Genomic DNA, 18,343 nt, shown 5'->3' with positions numbered 1-18,343 from the left:
CCAAAGTCGTGTTGAGGTACTTCAAACTTTGTCGCACTGCCATCGAGTACACAGGTAATATCGCTTTTATAAATCTCCACAAACAAAGCGATGTCTACAACCTGAGTTTTCACGGTATCTGAAAAACCTATCTCTAAATCATTCTCCTAAAAGGAGAGAGACTTTGAATTTTACCCTGAAAGATAGTGAAAGTTCGATAATGAAAAAGATTGACGCGGCCATTTTTGGTTGTTCAATCCAATAACCTCACCCCCACTCTACAAAAATTATGCAAAATCTCACTAGAATTACTCGCAATCCTGAAGTGATGGGTGGCAAACCCTGTATTCGGGGAATGCGTATTACTGTTGGTACTGTCGTCGGGTTAATGGCATCTGGACATAGTAATAGTGACATTCTCAAAGCATATCCCTACCTCGAAGAAGCTGACATCTATGAGGCACTTGCCTACGCTGCATGGCGGGCTGAAGAAATAGAAGTCCCTCTTAGAAGTGCATGAAAATTTTGATTGATATGAATCTTTCCCCTGATTGGGTTGCAGTTTTTGAGAGGTACAATATCTCTGCTGTCCACTGGTCTACGGTTGGCGATCCCCGTGAGAAAGATTCAATAATTATGGAGTGGGCAAGAACTAATGGATATATCGTCTTTACTCACGATTTAGACTTCGGTTCCCTGCTTGCTGCTACAGGTGCTGATACTCCCAGTGTCATTCAGGTTCGTACCCAGGATGTTTTGCCAAAAAGTATCGAAAATCTAGTTATTTCAGCCCTGAATCAGTTTGAGTCTTCACTAGAGACAGGCGCATTGGTCACTGTTGACCAAGCCCAATCCAGAGTGCGTATTCTACCAATTAGACGCGGATAGTTTTAGGGAAATATCGCTAACTCAGTTTCCGGGTCAAAAAAGTGAATTTTCTCTGGAGTTAGAGATAACCAAAGTTGCTCTCCAGGTTGTACAAATCGGTCTGGTGGGATTCGCACTTGTAGGGATTTAGCTGTAGTAGCAGGTTGAGAACCCGGTTCGGCAATCTTAACAGCGAGAAAGGAATCGTTGCCGAGATTCTCTACCAAATCTACTTGCACCGGTAGATTTTTGGTAGCAGGCATACTCAAGTTCAAGTGTTCTGGGCGAATGCCTAAAATTAGAGTTTTCCGATCATATTTTTGTAAAGCTTTTCCCCAAATTTCTGGCAGGGTGAAACGCAACTGGGAATGAGTAATCAACTGTGGGGCATGAAATTCTACAGGAATAAAATTCATCGGTGGTGAACCAATGAACTCTGCTACAAAAAGATTGGCCGGGCGGTTGTAAAGTTCTAGGGGAGAAGCAACTTGCTGAATTTTACCTTCAGACATAATCGCAATGCGATCGCCCATTGTCATCGCTTCTGTTTGATCGTGGGTAACGTAAATAGTTGTTGTCCCCAGTTGGCGCTGCAATTTCACAATTTGAGCGCGGGTTTCCGCCCGTAGTTTGGCATCTAAGTTAGAAAGCGGCTCATCCATTAAGAATACTTGGGGGTCACGCGCGATCGCTCTTCCCAATGCAACCCGTTGTCTTTGTCCCCCAGATAGCTGTTTGGGTAAGCGATTCAGCAATGTTTCGATTTGCAACAGTTGAGCAACACTACGTACCTGCTCATCCACCGCCCGTTCTTTGTCAGAAATGTATCGCAATCCTTTAGGTAGCTTTCTTGTTGCCCCCACAAAAAGATTTTCTGTCCACGCCTGAAGATATTGAGACGAGGAAGTATTTTCTCCTCTGCTCCTCTGCTCCTCTGCTCCCCTGCTTCCCCTACGGCGCAACCCAAAAGCGATGTTGTCATACACCGTCATGTGGGGATAGAGGGCGTAATTTTGAAACACCATTGCGATGTCGCGTTCTTTGGGCGGTAGGTCATTGATTAAGCGATCGCCTATCCAGATATTACCGCCAGTCATCGTTTCTAACCCAGCGATTAATCGTAGCAAGGTGCTTTTACCACAGCCAGATGGGCCTACCAGCACCATAAACTCGCCATCTGCGATCGTTAAGTTAATCCGCCGCAAGACGTTAACGCTTCCCGCACGTTCTTGCGCTGCATCAGTTTTCTCCCCAGAGGTGAGAGGAGATTGGTTTTGTGAGGTAACACCTTCCCCTTTACGCGGGGAAAAACTTTTATAAACGTTTTCTAAAACAACTTGGGACACAATGACTAACGACTAATGACTAATGACCAATGACTAATGACAGTTTAGCGCCGATAATACATCCAGAATTAGTATTAGCGATCGCTTGATGCAATTAGTGAGTTTAAATCGCTAAAATGTATACCAAACTACAATTTCTCTAGACTTTGCCCGGACTAAGCTTGGACTATCCCGTTCATGCAACAACGCCTCTACAAACTATTCTTATACATTTGGGATACAGCGTTTGTGTTCATGTCTAACCAACCAATGAAGTCTAAAACAGCAGAGACAGCAGTCGGTGGCTGAGAAATAAGTGTATCTTCTCGGATTAAACTTTCAAAGTTAATTTGAATACCACTCTTGCGTTCCGTAACTCCATCATTTTCGTAGAACTTGATACCAGCAAGTTCCATAACTTTTATGATTTCTTGTGCCATAATGCCATAGCCAATAGTAGTAGGATGAATTCCATCTAAAGAAAATAAACCACCCTGTTGGCGACCCTTTGAATTCGAATGAAAACAGCGAGAGTCTGGCTTTGGCTGGAGTGCATCAATTGCTGGTGGTAAAGTATATTCAGTCCACCATTTAGGGCGTGCCTGTTCATCATCAATATAGCGTCGCGCTGCTAAACGATCTAACAAAGCAACGGTTTCAAACAAGTACCAGTCTTTACCTTCTTCTCGACCTTGACGTACTGCATCTACGATGTATTCGTTGTACTTATCTATAACACTATCGACGGCTCTAGCCTGATTTGCAGTTATGTGTATATGTTGTATGGGATTAAAAGTCTCTTCAGTAAACCAAAATGGGGCGTAGTAAGGAAAATAGCGAGAAGCAGTTTTTACTTTATGACCATTCTCATCTTTGTTAATACCGCGTGCAAAAGGAGCAATTGTCACATGAGGAACTGTCCCCCAAATTACATGGCGAACTTTAATTTGTTTAACTAACTCCACAATCATGTCAAGTTCAGCTTTGAAATGACTTGGAAGCCACACAGTATATTTGTCATTTTTTGTCATGTCCTGAAAATCTTTACCAGACCACTTAATCTGGAAAGTTAAAATACTTCCTAAAGCATTGTTAGCACCGATTAAGATAATTAGGCATTCAATTCCATCGCCTTGACTCGTTTCTAAATTCCCTTCTTGGCTTAATTTGAGAGCAGCCTCTAGAGGACTTAAAGCTTTTCCAAAAGAATCTCGCGCAGTATTTAAAACCCGCAAAGTAGCTATTTCATTTGCATGTTCGGGGGTTTGACGAAGGAAATTCAAATCGAAATTTAGCAAATTGGCATCATCTTTAGGAGGTTTTTCTTGAATAGCTATTTTGGCAATATCTGCATTGCGAGACAAAGTGTTCCTCAAATCCCATCCATATATAGCTAAGTTATGGTTGACTAACCCCCTTTCTGGAGCTTGTCGCCCTTGACCACGCTCCCAGTAATTCTCTATTTCGTTAAAATAACCCCATAACCACGGTATAACAAAAGCTAAATCTATCCCATTAATCCCATCTGCAACCTTAAATCGATTACTGAGTTCTCTGATGAGCCTCTCCAAGTTCATTGGTAAACCCTCTCCAGGGCTTGGATAGGTTGGGTAGCGAAAATTTTTATCCCACCCCATCTCACGGGCTATAAGCATGGGGTAGGACAATTTAGTGTTAAAAATAGCTCCACTTTGAAATCCCTGAGTTAAGGAGTCCCCTATTGTTACTAACCGATGCCGAGGTGTACCTTCTCGATTGACAGAGACTGATATTCCTAAAGTTGGATCTTGCTCTGGTTCACGTGGTTCTATTCTTAAGGCGTTTATTACTTCCTCTGGTGCATCATCTAGACCCACTAGCATATCAGGTGTTACAAAATTAACCATAATTTTCCTGAAAATTCAAAGGATTATTGTTTATTGGAGCGTAAATATGGAAATACACATTAATAATAAGCTCATACTAATTTTCTAATAAAATTGCTTTTTAAAAAGTAAAAAAAATCAACAATTAGCAATAAATCAAAATATTAGGCTAAAGGACAGAAAGGGTGAAGCAGACTAGCATGGGTCTTTTACATTGCTTAGTCTAAACTCCAGTTGTTTACTTTTTTTTGGAAGAATAAAAGCTGGGATGCTCCTGACAATTCGCACCTAACAGCAACAGCATTTGTTAAGAACTCAGTTTGGTTATTTATCAAATCTTTATGTAAATATTTTTGAATAAACAAGGCAGTGTCCGACTTGCTTAGGCATACTTGAATAAGTAGACAGGAGTAATATCTTTATAGAAATTATTCACCTACTAGGCTTTTGAAAAAATTAAAAAGCAAATATTGTAAAATTAAATTGAAAATTCCTACAGATGAATGAAATGCAATTGTTATTTCATTTATTTTATTTGTCACAATTAATGCTAAAAATCGATAAAAACCAGCCAGAGTAAGCATTTCAAGTATTTCATTTTTAGTCACTAAAACTTATGCTGTATAAGGTTTGAAGCGAGTTTAGGCTTTACTAAGCGACAAGTATATTAATTACATAATTAAAAATTATGTACGTAGGATAAAAAATCAACTAGTTTTGAACATGATTTTGCAAAATATTTAAATCCTATTTTTTTCAAAAGTTAAAAACTTAAATTTTTTTCTGCTGTTAAGGAGATTCTGAAAGCTAAAAAAGGTCAAATTTTAAGTTTTGCTGAGACTGATTAGGCAGATATCTGAATTCTTTTTAATTAAGTTGAACTTAGTGAAGAGACGCTGCCCTATATGAGCGGCGAGGCGGCTCAATTCTTAGGCTATGAATGCATACTACACACCGAGCGTAGTTAAGAGGGCGGTGGTGGGAAGTCAATATTGGTTACTCGCTGACTACCTACTGCAAATCTGGTTCTGAGAGGGTGGGATTATAGCGATATAGTCTTGCTACCCGATCATCAGGAATCCTAATTAGTAGTACTGGAAAGTCATCTTCTGCTATCTGTACTTATTCCCAATTTAAAAATAAGTGGAGTTTCAAAAATGACTAAAGCTTGGCATCGACTAATTGTTCCTTTGGCGCTTCTTCGCTTAAATCAATTCCGTGAAATCCTGCGGCAAAAGAATTTGCACGATACATCGCAATTATCAAACAAAGATAAATTGCCTAAACCTTTGCCAGATCCTCAAGGACGGCATCTCACAACTCGTACATTTGATGGTAGCTTCAACGACCCTGAGCATCCAGAAATGGGGATGATTGGAACTCGTTTTGGGCGCAATGTGCCGTTGAAAGAGGCTTACCCAGACGAAAATAATTTGATGAAGCCAAACCCGCGCACAGTTAGTCGGACTTTGATGACGCGAGATGAGTTTATCCCTGCAACTACACTAAACATTTTGGCAGCTGCATGGATTCAGTTCCAAAACCATGATTGGTTTGTGCATAAACACCATCCCACGAAAAAATTAGAGATTCCCTTAGAAGAAGGCGATCCTTGGCCTCAAGAGTGTCGTCCTTTGGCTGTAGCCCAAACCGAAGCAGATCCTTCTCGTCCCGAAGGAGATAAATCTGGCCCACCAACATTTATTAGTGATTCAACTCATTGGTGGGATGGCTCACAAATCTATGGCTATGATGAAAAATCTGCCGATAAACTACGTTCTCATATAGACGGAAAACTAACCATCGGTGATGATGGACTGTTACCTTTAGACCCGGAAAAAGGCGTTGACCAAACAGGTTCCAATGATAATTGGTGGGTTGGGTTGAGTTTGCTGCATACTCTGTTTGTTAAGGAACATAACACTCTCTGCGATGAACTAAAGCGGCGGTATCCTGATTGGAGTGACGATCAACTCTACGACCATGCGCGGTTAATTAATGCTGCTTTAATGGCAAAAATTCACACCGTAGAATGGACACCGGGTATCCTTGGACATCCTGCCCTACAAATTGGGATGAATGCCAACTGGTATGGATTACTGGGGCAGCATGTGAAAAGTTTGTTTGGTCGGATTGGGGATGGCGATCTTTGGAGCGGAATTGTTGGGTCATCAACAGATCATCATACCGCGCCCTACTATTTGACTGAAGAGTTTGTATCTGTTTATCGGTTGCACCCCCTAATTCCTGATGAGTTTGAGTTCCACGAACTTAAAACTGGCAAACTACTGATGAAGAAAGATTTCTTTGAAGCATCTGGCAAACGCACGAGGGCAGTCGTCGAAGCCATTCCCATGACAGATTTATTTTATTCTTTAGGAATTGCTCATCCAGGGGCAATTACCTTGCACAATTACCCACGCTTCTTGCAGCAGCTGGTGCGGGATAACGGAGAAGTATTTGACCTAGCAGCAGTTGATATTTTACGCGATCGCGAACGCGGAGTTCCCCGCTATAACCGTTTCCGTGAACTGATTGGTCGTGGTCGGGTGAAATCTTTTGAAGAAATTACCAGTAACTCAAAATGGGTTAAGGAGATGCGCGAGGTCTACAACAATGACATCGATAGTCTTGATTTGATGGTAGGTATGTTTGCAGAGGATATACCGGAGGGATTTGGCTTCAGTGATACTGCCTTTCGGGTATTCATTTTGATGGCATCACGACGCTTGAAAAGCGATCGCTTCTTTACCAAAGATTACCGGGCAGAAGTATATACTCAATTCGGGCTAGATTGGATTGATAAAAATACCATGTTGACCGTTTTGTGTCGCCACTATCCCCAATTGTCTTTTGCTCATACGGGTCTAGACAATGCTTTTGCTCCCTGGAGACACTTGTTTGATTAATCAGATGAGTTTTGGTTCAACTTATGAAAAGCTCAGAACAAGGGTATGATTCTCAGGTTAACTCTGAGAATCTTAATTCACTGCCGACTGATTATTTATCCTGGGATGGGAAACAGAAGCAGGAATTTCTATGGAATGAACGAATTCTCAAATCCAAGTATGACCAACTGCCTTCTTTGAAAAAAATTGATGTTATAGGTCTATTTTTGACTCCTTTGAGAGCCAAAATGGAATACGCATCCGATGAGTCACCGCCAGACTGGAAAAAAGCAATTCACGCCCATGCCAGTGTAGCTAAGATTCAATTTATTCCCGCAGACCACACTCCCTATACAGGATTATTTAGGGGAGCAGCTCACGGTTTACTACGATTATCAGTTACAGCCGATCCTAGCGATCGCGGATTTGCTCCGGGTCTTGCCATCAAATGGTTTATTGATGGCACCGCTTCCGAAGATTTTTCGGCACTCGTTTCTTTAAGAGGTCAAGGAAACAATTACAATTTCTTTGCTAATGAGTTCTCCAACATTGTTCCAGTTGTGAGGCAAATTGGCCCAAAATTGATCAATCTCATCTTTATGAGAGTGACTAAGTATCCCACAAAGATATCGTTAAAAAGATTGGGCGAAATCGATCAACAAGGTCGAAGCGTAGCTCATCCTGCCTATCCCACTCAACTATTTTTAGTTCCGAGTCAAACAGTGCAGTTTTCAGAAAGTCCTGGGCGCGATTTTCGTAATGACTTAGCAACAATCACACCTGGAACAGTATTATTTTCTGTCTACGGGATTGATTCTAATCAGGGTGACAATAAAACGTCACAGTCTGAACAGCGTCGCAACGCTCAATTAATTGGACAGATTAAAACTACCTCTGAATTTATTGCTTCCTCTTATGGTGACAGTCGTCTCTTTTTTAGACACCAGCGCTTTGGGAAATAACCTATGGCTGATAATCTTTTTGAACCACTGAAGTTTCGTAATTTAACAGTTAAAAACCGGATTTTTCGCTCGAATATTTCCGGCAGATTTGACAATTACGACGGTTCGGGAAACCAAGCCCGGATCAATTGGGAAGAAAAATTTGCCCGTGGTGGTGTAGGTGCAATCATCACATCTTTTGTGCCTGTAACGATTCGCGGTCGAATTATTCCTAACTATGCCACCATTGACAGCGATGCACGGATTCCCTTCTGGCGAGAAGTAGGTAAGAAGGTGCATGAGTATGATTGCAAACTGATCATGCAACTCAGCCATTCAGGCCGTCAGCAGGATGTTTCTGGAATTGAGAATCTCAACAAAAAAGCTCTCAGTTCCACCAGTCAAACAGAGTCTTTTCATGGGTTACTTTGTCAATCCATGACCAAAACAGAAATTAAGGAAACGATCGCCGCCTTTGCTGCTGCTGCTCGTCGCGCTCGTGCAGCTGGACTTGATGGTGTGGAACTGCATAGTGCTAATGGCTATTTATTTACACAATTTCTCAGTTCAGGAATTAATGACCGTCAAGATGAGTATGGTGGTAGTTTAGAAAATCGCGCTCGCTTTCTGCTAGAGGTGATACAGGCTATCCGCCAGGAAGTCGGAAATGATTTTCATCTCCAAGCCAAAATCAGCGCCGTGGAATACAACAATGCAGTGATTCCCTGGGAGAAACCCGGAAATACACTGGAAGAGTCAATCCAGGTCTGTAAATGGGTGGAAGCAGCAGGCGCAGACGCGATTCATGTCTCTACTGGTAGCATTTTTCCCCATCCGTTGAATCCAATTGGTGACTTTCCCTTGGAGGATGCTGTTCGGTGGTACGATCTCATGCTTTCCAGTGGGATTTATACCTTCCGTAATTACCTGCTGTTCCGTTATCGTTTGCTACAGCCAATTTTTATATTTCTGTGGAATCGGCTCAAACCCAAACAAAGACAACACCCAATTACAGAAGAACCCATTAAAGATGCCGATTTAGACCCATCCTTCCGGGAATTTATCTCAACTCAAGATATGCAAGCACTATTGCACCAATATCAGGGCATTAGTCTGAGCCATGCTGGAGAAATTAAAAAGCAGGTCAACATTCCCGTAATTTGCACTGGCGGTTTTCAACAGGCTTCTTATATTAATCGAGCTATCCAAGAAGGTTTGTGTGATGCGGTGAGTATCGCGCGTCCATTAGTGGCAAATAACGATTTGGTGAAGCAATTTGCAGCCGGCAAAGATGTTCCTGCCAGTCCCTGCACCTATTGCAATAAGTGCTTATTAAATACATTGGAAAATCCTTTGGGTTGCTATGACGAGCGCCGTTACAGTGGCGATCGCGAAATTATGGTCAAAGAAGTGCTGACGGTATTTCAACCAGCACCATTTCACTAAGCAATGAGAGGAAAAATGGATGAGCGCACAAAGCACCCCAATACCGGCTAAAGGCTGGAAAAAACTTTGGGTTTTGATTGTTAGCATTTTGTTCGCAGTTGCGATCGCGGTGCTGGTACCGTTAATTAGCAACAATCCCGTCAAATATTCCGATATCAACGACCATTTTAAATACGGTTCTATTGGTAGCGAACCAGCACGGGGTATTCCCTATTGGATCTGGAAAGTTCTACCGCAGATGTTTCCAGAATACTTACCCAAAAACGGCAAAGGTGGCTATGCATCGCTGGGTTTTATTTATGAACAGGGAAAGGATTTCCCCGTTGGCTTCTCACAACGTCGGGTATTTGTGAATCGTGTCGGGTTGAACTGTGCCGTTTGCCATACCGGAACCTTGCGAGAAAAGCCTGATAGTCCTCATCAGGTAATCTCAGCTATGCCAGCAAATGTAGTCAACTTGCAGGGTTATATCCAGTTTTTGAGCAAGGTTGCCCAAGATTCCCGATTTGTACCAGATGAGATGTTACCTCAGATTGAAGCGATCGGTGGACATCTCAACCCAATTCAAAAATTAATTTATCGCTACGTTGCCATTCCGATGACGCGGGATGCCTTGAGCATTCAGAGCGATCGCTTGTCATTCCTGAATCGCCAACCTCAATGGGGGCCAGGAAGAGTAGATACCTTTAATCCTTATAAAACGCTTCAGTTCAATTTTCCGATGGGTAAGCTACCAGAGAAAGAACTGATTGGGACAGCTGACTTTCCCTCAGTTTGGAATCAAAAGCCCCGCGAAGGACTCCAACTGCACTGGGATGGAGACAATACCTCTGTAGACGAGCGCAATCTCAGTGCCGGTTTAGGTGCTGGAATTACCCCAACATCAGTAGATCGTGCTGGGTTAAAACGAATAGCTGATTGGTTGTGGGAACTACCACCTCCAACTTATCCTTACGAAATTAATGCTGATTTAGCAGCGAAAGGTCAGCCAATCTTTGAAAACTCTTGTGCCAGTTGCCACACCTTTGGAGGCGATCGCGTTGGGAAAGTTATGCCCATTGCAGAAATTGGCACTGATCCACACCGCCTTAACTCCTATACCAACGAACTGCTTGCCAACCAGAACACCCTATTTGCAGGATACCCGGAACGATTTAAGCATTTTAGCAAAACTAACGGTTATGCCAATATGCCACTTGATGGCATTTGGTTGAGAGCGCCTTACCTGCATAACGGTTCTGTTCCGACACTGCGAGATTTGCTAGAAACGCCAGAGAATCGACCCAAAGTGTTCTATCGTGGCAATGACTTGTTTGATCAGCAGAACGTTGGCTTTGTGTCTAATGTTGCTCAGGAAGGCGATCAAAAATACTTTAAGTTTGACACATTGCTTCCTGGTAACAGTAACACAGGACATTTATATGGAACGGAACTCTCTATTGAAGACAAGAATGCTTTAGTTGAGTACTTGAAAAAGCTCTAATGCGGATAATTCCTGATTAAGGAAAAAAGATTTATGACTAGTACAAAAGGAAAAATAGGCAGACTGGTCACTATTTTTGGGTTAATTCTTGTTCTTCTTCTGGGATCAGTTTGGTACTTAAATTGGTTTCATCTGTCTCGGAAAGTTCCTGTTGCTTACGCCTCTGTTGAACAGCAATTTAACTATGGAACAATTGGGACAGAACAGCTAGATAGTGTACCCTATTGGATCTGGTTGATACTTCCACGACTCTTTCCTGAGAAGTTGCCAGGGCCAGGAGGGTATGTTTCCCTAAAAATGGATTGGGAAGCTGGCGAGGAAGTACCTGTTGGACTTACCAAACAGACAATTGGGTTTCCCAAAGTCAGCCTTAACTGTGCAGCTTGCCATAATGCTACATTCTCCTCTTTGAGTAATGGAGAACCTAAAATGATACTGACAGGTTCGGCTCCAAAGTTTGATTTACAAGGTTACATTAATTTCTTACGTAGTAGTGCAAATGACCCCAGATTTAATTCAAACTATCTTCTCAATAAATTGCAAGATGTTTATGAATTATCTTGGTTAGAAAAAAGATTTTATCGATATATAATCATCCCCCAATCTCAGCAGGCTTTAAGTCAACTTGAGGATGTACCCGATCTATTAAAATCTCATCCAAATTGGACTAAGGAAGCTATGCAGCAGTGGCAATCAATTCAGTTTGAAAACTCACAAGCTGCTCAAATTACCAATCCGACTTAAAAATTTTCAGGACTTATACCATTTTTTTGTGAGGCTGCGCCAAACCCTTTTAACTTCTTTCTTTCTCTCTTTCTTTCTTTCTTTCTTTACTTTGTGTCCTTTGCGTCCTTTGCGGTTCGTTTTTCTTCCCTATACTTAAATATGGTTTAGCGCATCTTCATACAGAATTGGTATTACGCAAAAATTGCCGAAAAGCTTAATTTATCGTTCGCGTAGCGTGCCGCAGGCATACCGCCAAGAACGCCAAGAATTCGTAGAGTGTGCGTAAGTCCTATTTGTATAGCAGGGAACAGGTTTGAGAGCCGCTTTAAATGCGTATTTTATGGTTGATTTTAACCAGAGGCTTTTCTCATGAACAAATTCGTCAAATGGTTTAACACCGTTACTTTCATTGGTGTATTGATTAATATTTTCGGGATGGCACTACCGTTTATTTTTACACCGCAATGGTATCTCGATTTCCTCAACTTGCCAGGCGGTGGGGGATCAGTAACTTGGATGCGACACGATGGCTTACTGCTGTTTTTTATCTCCATTTTGTATATTCCTGGAGGTCGCGATCCAATACGGTACAGTTGGAACGCCAAATTTGCGGTGTTAGTACGTATGGCGATCGGAAGTTATTGGTTGTGGCTAGTTTTTATCGAGGGACAAACACGCTCATTCCTAATATTTGGTATTTTCGATTGTGTATACGCCATATTCAACGGGATTTTACTTTGGCTGACACTCAAAAATACTGAAACTGTTGAGCAATTAGCTTAACATCTGTCCACTTTAATATAGGACTCATATCAATACGCTTGGGTTGAGAAGAACCGTAGGTTGGGTTGAACGAAGTGAAACCCAACAAAGCTTAATACTACTTCAATCCGATCTAAATGCTGAAATAATTTTGCTTCAACGCGATCGCAGGTTAATCGACCTATCCCCTGCGCCCGAAGTTGTTGCCGATATATGATAGGAGCTAAACTACCAATAACCCACGCTTCAAACCGAGGACGATATGATTTAGTTTCATATAGTTAAATTAACTGATTTTAATACCATGAAAGATAAAAAAGTTCTGATTGTGATCACCAGCCATGACACCTTAAATGATGGTAAACAAACAGGCTACTGGCTGGGAGAAGTAACACATTTCTACCACATTCTAAGAGAAGCAGGTTATGAAGTTGACTTTACTAGCCCTAAAGGAAGCCAACCACCGCTTGATCAAAAAAGTTACGATTTACGAGATAAAGATAATCGTCAATTTTTGGAAGACGAACGCCTTCAATCTCAACTGAATAACACAATTCCGATTGAAGCCGTTAACCCAGAAGATTACATCGCCATTTATTATGCAGGTGGACATGGGGCAATGTGGGATTTCCCTAGTAATGAAAGACTGGCACAGATAGCAGCCGAAATCTATGAAAAAGGTGGCTTTGTCTCAGCCGTATGTCATGGTTCTGCTGGACTGCTTAACATTAAGCTTGCCAATGGACGCTCTTTGCTAGACGGAAAAACCGTTACAGGATTCGCCAACCTGGAAGAAAAGTTGATTCGTTTGACTAAAGCTGTTCCCTATCTTTTAGAAGACGAGCTTAAAAACCAAGGTGCTATCTATAAAAGAGGGATACTTCCTTTTATTCCCCATGTCGAAGTTAGCGATCGCCTCATCAGTGGACAAAATCCTCAATCTGCCAAAGCAGTTGCAAAGGCATTAGTCAAATCTCTATCCCAGACCACTCATAAGAGCTTAGAGTGATGGCGCATTTGTCAAGAGGGCGCAGGAAAAGGGGATAAAGACAGGTGAATTTCCTAGAGATATCTTAACCAAACAGTATCGAGAGGCGATCGCAGGTGCAACTACGCTTCCACAGGTGGGATTTGGGCGAAAATAGCCGGCTGTAAAACTTGCGGAAGCTTTTCCCAAACTATATTACCTTTACGGCTTTTGATATACAGTTGCATAAATTCTAGTAAGGCGGCTGCGCTTTCTTCTGGAGTAAGATTGACAAAAAGATAGGTGGGTTTCTCATCGCTTGATACAGCTACAACACAGCCTTGACTGCACGCCCACAAACACCCAACTGGCTGAATTGTAATTTCGTCAGAGGGGAGTTTTTTAGAGCATAAAGTATTTACTTTATCAAGCAAAGTATCCCCATCAAAAGGCGACTTTTCTGGTCGTTCTTCAGATGAATTGTGGCAGGATTTACATACAAAAATAGTGTGTTTAGGCATAAAGTTAGGGAGTGTTAACTAGGTATTTAAATAAGTCATCAATAACTACATCAGTCGCCAGCATATTTGTTCCAGCCCATGCCATATAATCAACATAATAAACGTGATTTTCTTGAACAGCTTTCAGGGTTTTCCAAAGTGGCTCTTGTTGTTTTTTTGCTAGAAATTCATTGCCTGTTTTTGAAAAAGTCGTCACGAATAAAATATCGCCATCTGCTTTTTGTAGTTCCTCTAGGGAAATAGGAAACGCTCCATAGGTTGAATCGAGATTTTGTGCGACTGGACGCTGCAAAAGTGCAGCACTGATAATAGAGCCAGGAAATGAGTTTTTGGAATCAATATATATCTCACCACGTCCAACAGTTACGAAGGATATTTTTTTACCTTGATAGCGAGTTCCTAATGCCTGTTTTAGCTGTTCTATTCGCTGATAGTAACGCTCCCAAAGTGCTTTTTCAATGTCTTCTTTTCCTAGTGATTCAGCCACAAGGCTCAGATGTTTTTGCCAGCTTATATAATCAATTTCGCCTAATACCGTAGGGGCAATTTTAGATAATAAAGGATAAATTGGCTTGAACCAATCTACACCAATTATTAAATCTGGTTTGAGTAGTAATGTTGCTTCTAAATTTGGTTGTGAAAGTCCCAGTAGTTTTATTCCCTCGGTTTCACCATTAATCGATGAGAGAGAGTTTCCCTCAACGTAAACTTCGTTAGTTGTGCCGATGGGTTTAACCCCAAGGGCTAGAACATTACCTAAAGTACATGATGATAAGGTGATAACACGCTGGGGGTGAATGGGAACACAGGTTTCCCCCATTGTGTGTTTAACCATGCGACATTCTGCGGTTGGTTGTTTAGGTAAAAAGGATATATTTTGAGGGGTGTGATGATTGCAAGCTGTAAGCAGAGTAAATCCCAAGATGCCTAATATTAGCCAGTAGAAAAAATGTCGCATGATGATTTCGATGATTAAAACTGCCAGGAAACTGTCCCTTGAACCGTAAAGGGTTGTCCATAATAAACACGATTACCTAGCGAACTTTCAAAATAGTCTATGTCAAATAGATTTTTGAAGTTGAGTGCGGCTCTGAATCGATCTTGTTTGTAGAAAATAGAGGCATCAGTCCGAAAATAGCTAGGAACCTCGTAAGTGTTGTCAAAATTAGCGCGATCGCCTACAAAAAACAAGCCTATTCCAGCCCCTAAGCCTTGTAAGTTGCCTTTTTGAATTTCGTAGCTTGTCCACAAGTTGAAAGAATGATTGGCACTATTTGATAATCGGTTTCCTGGTGTCAAAGTATTATCTTTCGTAATGCGGGCATCGATATAAGCATAGCCAGCAAAAATATTCCATCCTGGTAAAATTTCACCCGCCAGATTCAGTTCAACCCCCTGGCTATTCTGCTCACCTACTTGGATAGAAAAGCCTTGTCTGTTGGGATCTTCTGTGGTGACATTAGTACGAGTCAAATCAAATAATGCCAAAGTTGCTGAAAGTCGATCATTCAAATCTGCTTTTACGCCAATCTCATATTGATTACCGCGTTCTGGCTCAAAGGATGAGTCAACGCCAAAAAAGTATGAGCCGCCTGGTGGAGTAAATGAACTTGTGTAACTGGTGTAGAGAGAGATCGCAGGAATAGGTTGATAGACAATCCCAAAGCGAGGACTGAATGCACTATCAGTCCCACTGCTTTCCGTGTTACTAACTAAATCTTCATATTTTCGATCAATCACGTCAAACCGCCCACCCAATAAAATCTTCAAGTTATCCGTGAGTGCAACTTGGTCTTGTAGGTAAATTCCTAATGAGTTCGTCTGCTGTCGAAAACCCTCAGAAAAAAGAATATTCGATCCTCGCGGTTGACCATATACGGGATTAAAGATATTAATTGATGCCGCCTCGAAATTAGGAGTGACTGGATTGTAGTTGTCAAAACGATTTAAATCAAATCCAAATAATAGCTGATGCTGAATTGAACCTGTAGCAAACTTCCCAATCAGATTTGTTGACATCGCATAGTTTCTATTTTCGGAAGAGCTTTCTGAAGCCGATCGCAGCCAAGTGCTATTATCTTCGTCTAAACCTCTAGAATCCGTGCGTCGTTGATAGAGATCGCGAAATGCAAACCTAAATGCATTGTTTATCGACCAATTTTCGCTAAACTTATGGTCTAGCCGATATCCCAGCCGGAAAATTGTCTGCTCAAAACTATCAGAAGGTTCAGTCAGATTAAGATTACGGGACACTTTGCCGTTGGGGTTAGGTAATATACTACCAATCACAGGTACACCAGATGCGATCGTATCTCTTGTTGTGATGTATTCTGCCTCCAAAGTCAGGTTAGTTTTCTCGCCAAGTGCCACACTGATCACAGGCGATATATTGAAGCTTTCACCATTAAAGAAATCAACAAAACTACCTGAATTTCTGTAGGCTAAATTGAGACGATATAACGCTGTTTTCGAGTCATTTAGCGGCCCCGATAAATCAACCGCACCTCGATAAAAACTATAGCTGCCAATAGTTGCCTCAACAGCATAAAAAGGATCGGGCAAAGGACGTTTAGATATGAGGTTGATACTTCCCCCTGGATTACCCAAACCAAATAGAACTGATGCAGGGCCTTTAAGAACTTCGACTCGCTCAATACTGGAAAGTTCACTCACTTGTCCAGCCAATGTATCAATCAGTCCATCTCTCAGAAGATTTGTTTCTGTGACATCAAATCCGCGAATACTATAGAAAGCCAATGGGCCAAAGTTAAAACTCTGATTGACACCAGCAATATTTCTGAGTGCATCTTCTAAGCGAGTCACCTGTTGGTCGCGCAATACTTCTTGTGGTACTACCTGAATTGATTGGGGAATGTCACGCAAAGGTGTATCAGTTTTTGTCCCAGTTGAGGTATTCGACACGCGATATCCATCTTCCTCACCCGTCACCACCAACTCAATCGGCTCATCCTGCTGTGCTGTTGGTTCTTCTGGTGGTGTTTCACTCGTTGGCTTTTCTGTTTCTGGCTGCGGTAATGCCACAGTCCCAGTTACCGCCACACCGAAAATTAAACCCTCATCACTATCAAATAGTTCTACTTTGGGAGGACTGGCTACACCTGTTACTGTTAACCTGATAGTATTAGCATCGAGATTAATTACAGTCACTACTGTGATTCCACTACCAGGATTTTCTTGACGAAACTCACTACCAGATGGCAAATTTAACTGAGTATTGGGAATATCTGCAATAAAATTATTTCCCTCACTTTTACTTACAGGCTGCAACTTATCTGAACCTGTACTCTCTAAAATTACTTCCAGTTCCTTGTCTGTTTGCCTTAACTTTACACCCGTTACCTGAATTATCCCTTGAGCAAGCCACTGTTTAACCGTAGTCGTTGGATGCTCAACTTCGTGTAGATTTGTAGCCGCAGTTGCTAGAGGATATATATTTGCATCAAAATTACTACGGTTTAAATTAGTTTCCGCTACAGATGGTAAGGCAAGCAATCCCCAAAAGGAACTAAGCATCCACACCTTCAACCAGCAATAATTTGACACCACTGCTCACACCATTAATAATAATTAGTTTCAACAAGATACCGTTAAATTAGGTATGGCAGAAGACTAATTCGATAGGTAGACGGAATTTTTTCGATAGCTAAACGGAATTTTTTCGCAGTTTTTGGTATTCCTTGGGGTTCATGCCAAATTGTTTGCGGAATGCAGCAGCAAATGGACTGCGGCTGTTGTAACCCATTGCCTGAGCAATGTCGGTAATTTTCATCTCTCCTGCTTCTAGTAGTTGTCGTGCTTGCTCAAGTTTGTAGTGACGCAGATACCCAAATACTGTTGTGCCAAAACAAGAACGAAAGCCCCGTTTCAGGGTGCATTCATTTAAACCGACTCGCCGCGCTAATTCGTTCAAAGATAGTGGATTGTCCAACCGTTGCAATATAATTTCCCTAGCGTGGTGAATTCTGTCCACCACATCTGCTTGCAAAGGCTGAATATTGCTTTTACTGTCACGAATCTCAACCTCTTGCCCTATCAGGATTCCCATCAATTCCAGCACTTTACCTTCTAAGTACATCCGTTTGGCAATACCCCGATAAGGACAATGCAAAATTTGCTGTGCGATTCTCTGCATCGGTAGGGTAGCTGTGCCACAGCGATGGTATTTTAGCTGATCATCCGGTCGAATTAAGTGCTGTAACTCTTTTGGTAATTGCCCTTCACGATCGCCAGCAAAAGAACGCAGCAACTCAGGCTGCACTGTAAATTCCACCTCCAGAAATGGCTGTTCGTGATAAGTTTCAGACCGGATTTGAGGAGTTAAGCCACTACCGTGAAAAATATACTGTCCGCCACCTATGGATGTATATTGATCCGCGTGTCCCCCTGAAAAATGAAAGTGGTAATGTAGCGGATGTTCTGTTTGTGGATCTTCAAAAATTATGCGATCGCACAAGCGCAAATCACCAATGCACAAATCTAAACCCTCACGCAGCTTGATTTCCCGCCAGAAACCTTGTCCCAGTGGCTTTGGGTAGTTGTACATCACGTCTAA

16 protein-coding genes are annotated in these 18,343 nt (G+C 41.8%); 9 read left to right on the top strand and 7 right to left on the bottom strand.

Features of this window, described 5'->3' with window-relative positions:
* Positions 1-268: 268 nt before the first annotated feature.
* Positions 269-499: a DUF433 domain-containing protein gene (locus VB732_RS31320; protein ID WP_196510892.1), complete on the top strand. Its 231-nt coding sequence runs from the start codon at positions 269-271 to the stop codon at positions 497-499.
* Positions 496-867 (top strand): DUF5615 family PIN-like protein, encoded by a 372-nt coding sequence (locus VB732_RS31315; RefSeq protein ID WP_323234751.1) that lies wholly within the window; start codon positions 496-498, stop codon positions 865-867. Before VB732_RS31320 ends, VB732_RS31315 begins: the two co-directional genes overlap by 4 nt.
* Positions 868-869: 2 nt before the next feature.
* Here the strand turns inward: VB732_RS31315 and VB732_RS31310 are convergent, their stop codons facing one another.
* From VB732_RS31310 to VB732_RS31300, 3 genes are all read right to left on the bottom strand, one after another.
* Positions 870-2,192, bottom strand: coding sequence for an ABC transporter ATP-binding protein (locus VB732_RS31310; RefSeq protein ID WP_323234750.1), 1,323 nt, complete (start codon positions 2,190-2,192; stop codon positions 870-872).
* Between the two features lie 191 nt (positions 2,193-2,383).
* Complete coding sequence (locus VB732_RS31305) at positions 2,384-4,057, bottom strand: hypothetical protein (RefSeq protein WP_323234749.1); 1,674 nt, start codon at positions 4,055-4,057, stop codon at positions 2,384-2,386.
* Positions 4,058-4,464: 407 nt separating this feature from the next.
* Positions 4,465-4,644, bottom strand: coding sequence for a hypothetical protein (locus tag VB732_RS31300; RefSeq protein ID WP_323234748.1), 180 nt, complete (start codon positions 4,642-4,644; stop codon positions 4,465-4,467).
* 549 nt (positions 4,645-5,193) lie between these two features.
* Between VB732_RS31300 and VB732_RS31295 the strand changes: the two genes are divergently transcribed.
* The 7 genes from VB732_RS31295 to VB732_RS31265 all read left to right on the top strand — a co-directional run bounded on the left by VB732_RS31295 (position 5,194) and on the right by VB732_RS31265 (position 13,291).
* The gene (locus VB732_RS31295) at positions 5,194-6,945 is read left to right on the top strand and encodes a peroxidase family protein (protein ID WP_323234747.1); all 1,752 of its coding nucleotides are present in this window, start codon (positions 5,194-5,196) and stop codon (positions 6,943-6,945) included.
* A gap of 23 nt (positions 6,946-6,968) precedes the next feature.
* On the top strand, positions 6,969-7,886 hold the full coding sequence (locus VB732_RS31290; protein WP_323234746.1) for a hypothetical protein: 918 nt from the start codon (positions 6,969-6,971) through the stop codon (positions 7,884-7,886).
* Positions 7,887-7,889: 3 nt separating this feature from the next.
* Positions 7,890-9,311: an NADH:flavin oxidoreductase gene (locus VB732_RS31285; RefSeq protein ID WP_323234745.1), complete on the top strand. Its 1,422-nt coding sequence runs from the start codon at positions 7,890-7,892 to the stop codon at positions 9,309-9,311.
* Positions 9,312-9,330: 19 nt separating this feature from the next.
* Entirely contained in the window at positions 9,331-10,794 is a 1,464-nt protein-coding gene (locus tag VB732_RS31280) for a cytochrome c (protein ID WP_323234744.1), read from the top strand.
* Positions 10,795-10,827: 33 nt separating this feature from the next.
* Entirely contained in the window at positions 10,828-11,538 is a 711-nt protein-coding gene (locus VB732_RS31275) for a hypothetical protein (RefSeq protein ID WP_323234743.1), read from the top strand.
* A 351-nt stretch (positions 11,539-11,889) separates the two neighbouring features.
* Positions 11,890-12,303: a hypothetical protein gene (locus tag VB732_RS31270; RefSeq protein ID WP_323234742.1), complete on the top strand. Its 414-nt coding sequence runs from the start codon at positions 11,890-11,892 to the stop codon at positions 12,301-12,303.
* Between the two features lie 283 nt (positions 12,304-12,586).
* Positions 12,587-13,291, top strand: a complete 705-nt coding sequence (locus tag VB732_RS31265) for a type 1 glutamine amidotransferase domain-containing protein (protein ID WP_323234741.1) — start codon at positions 12,587-12,589, stop codon at positions 13,289-13,291.
* A 101-nt stretch (positions 13,292-13,392) separates the two neighbouring features.
* Here the strand turns inward: VB732_RS31265 and VB732_RS31260 are convergent, their stop codons facing one another.
* The 4 genes from VB732_RS31260 to VB732_RS31245 all read right to left on the bottom strand — a co-directional run.
* Positions 13,393-13,770 (bottom strand): DUF1636 family protein, encoded by a 378-nt coding sequence (locus VB732_RS31260; protein WP_323234740.1) that lies wholly within the window; start codon positions 13,768-13,770, stop codon positions 13,393-13,395.
* Positions 13,771-13,774: 4 nt separating this feature from the next.
* Positions 13,775-14,605, bottom strand: a complete 831-nt coding sequence (locus VB732_RS31255) for an iron-siderophore ABC transporter substrate-binding protein (RefSeq protein WP_323234739.1) — start codon at positions 14,603-14,605, stop codon at positions 13,775-13,777.
* 137 nt (positions 14,606-14,742) lie between these two features.
* A complete protein-coding gene (locus tag VB732_RS31250; protein WP_323234738.1) occupies positions 14,743-17,304 on the bottom strand; it encodes a TonB-dependent siderophore receptor in 2,562 nt (853 codons plus the stop codon).
* A gap of 130 nt (positions 17,305-17,434) precedes the next feature.
* Positions 17,435-18,343 (bottom strand): AraC family transcriptional regulator (locus tag VB732_RS31245; RefSeq protein ID WP_323234737.1); only part of this gene is annotated, 909 nt, incomplete at its 5' end.

Source organism: Nostoc sp. UHCC 0252 (assembly GCF_034931145.1).
In the GTDB taxonomy this organism is placed as follows: Bacteria; Cyanobacteriota; Cyanobacteriia; order Cyanobacteriales; family Nostocaceae; genus Nostoc.
This window is presented reverse-complemented; position numbering and strand designations above follow the sequence as displayed.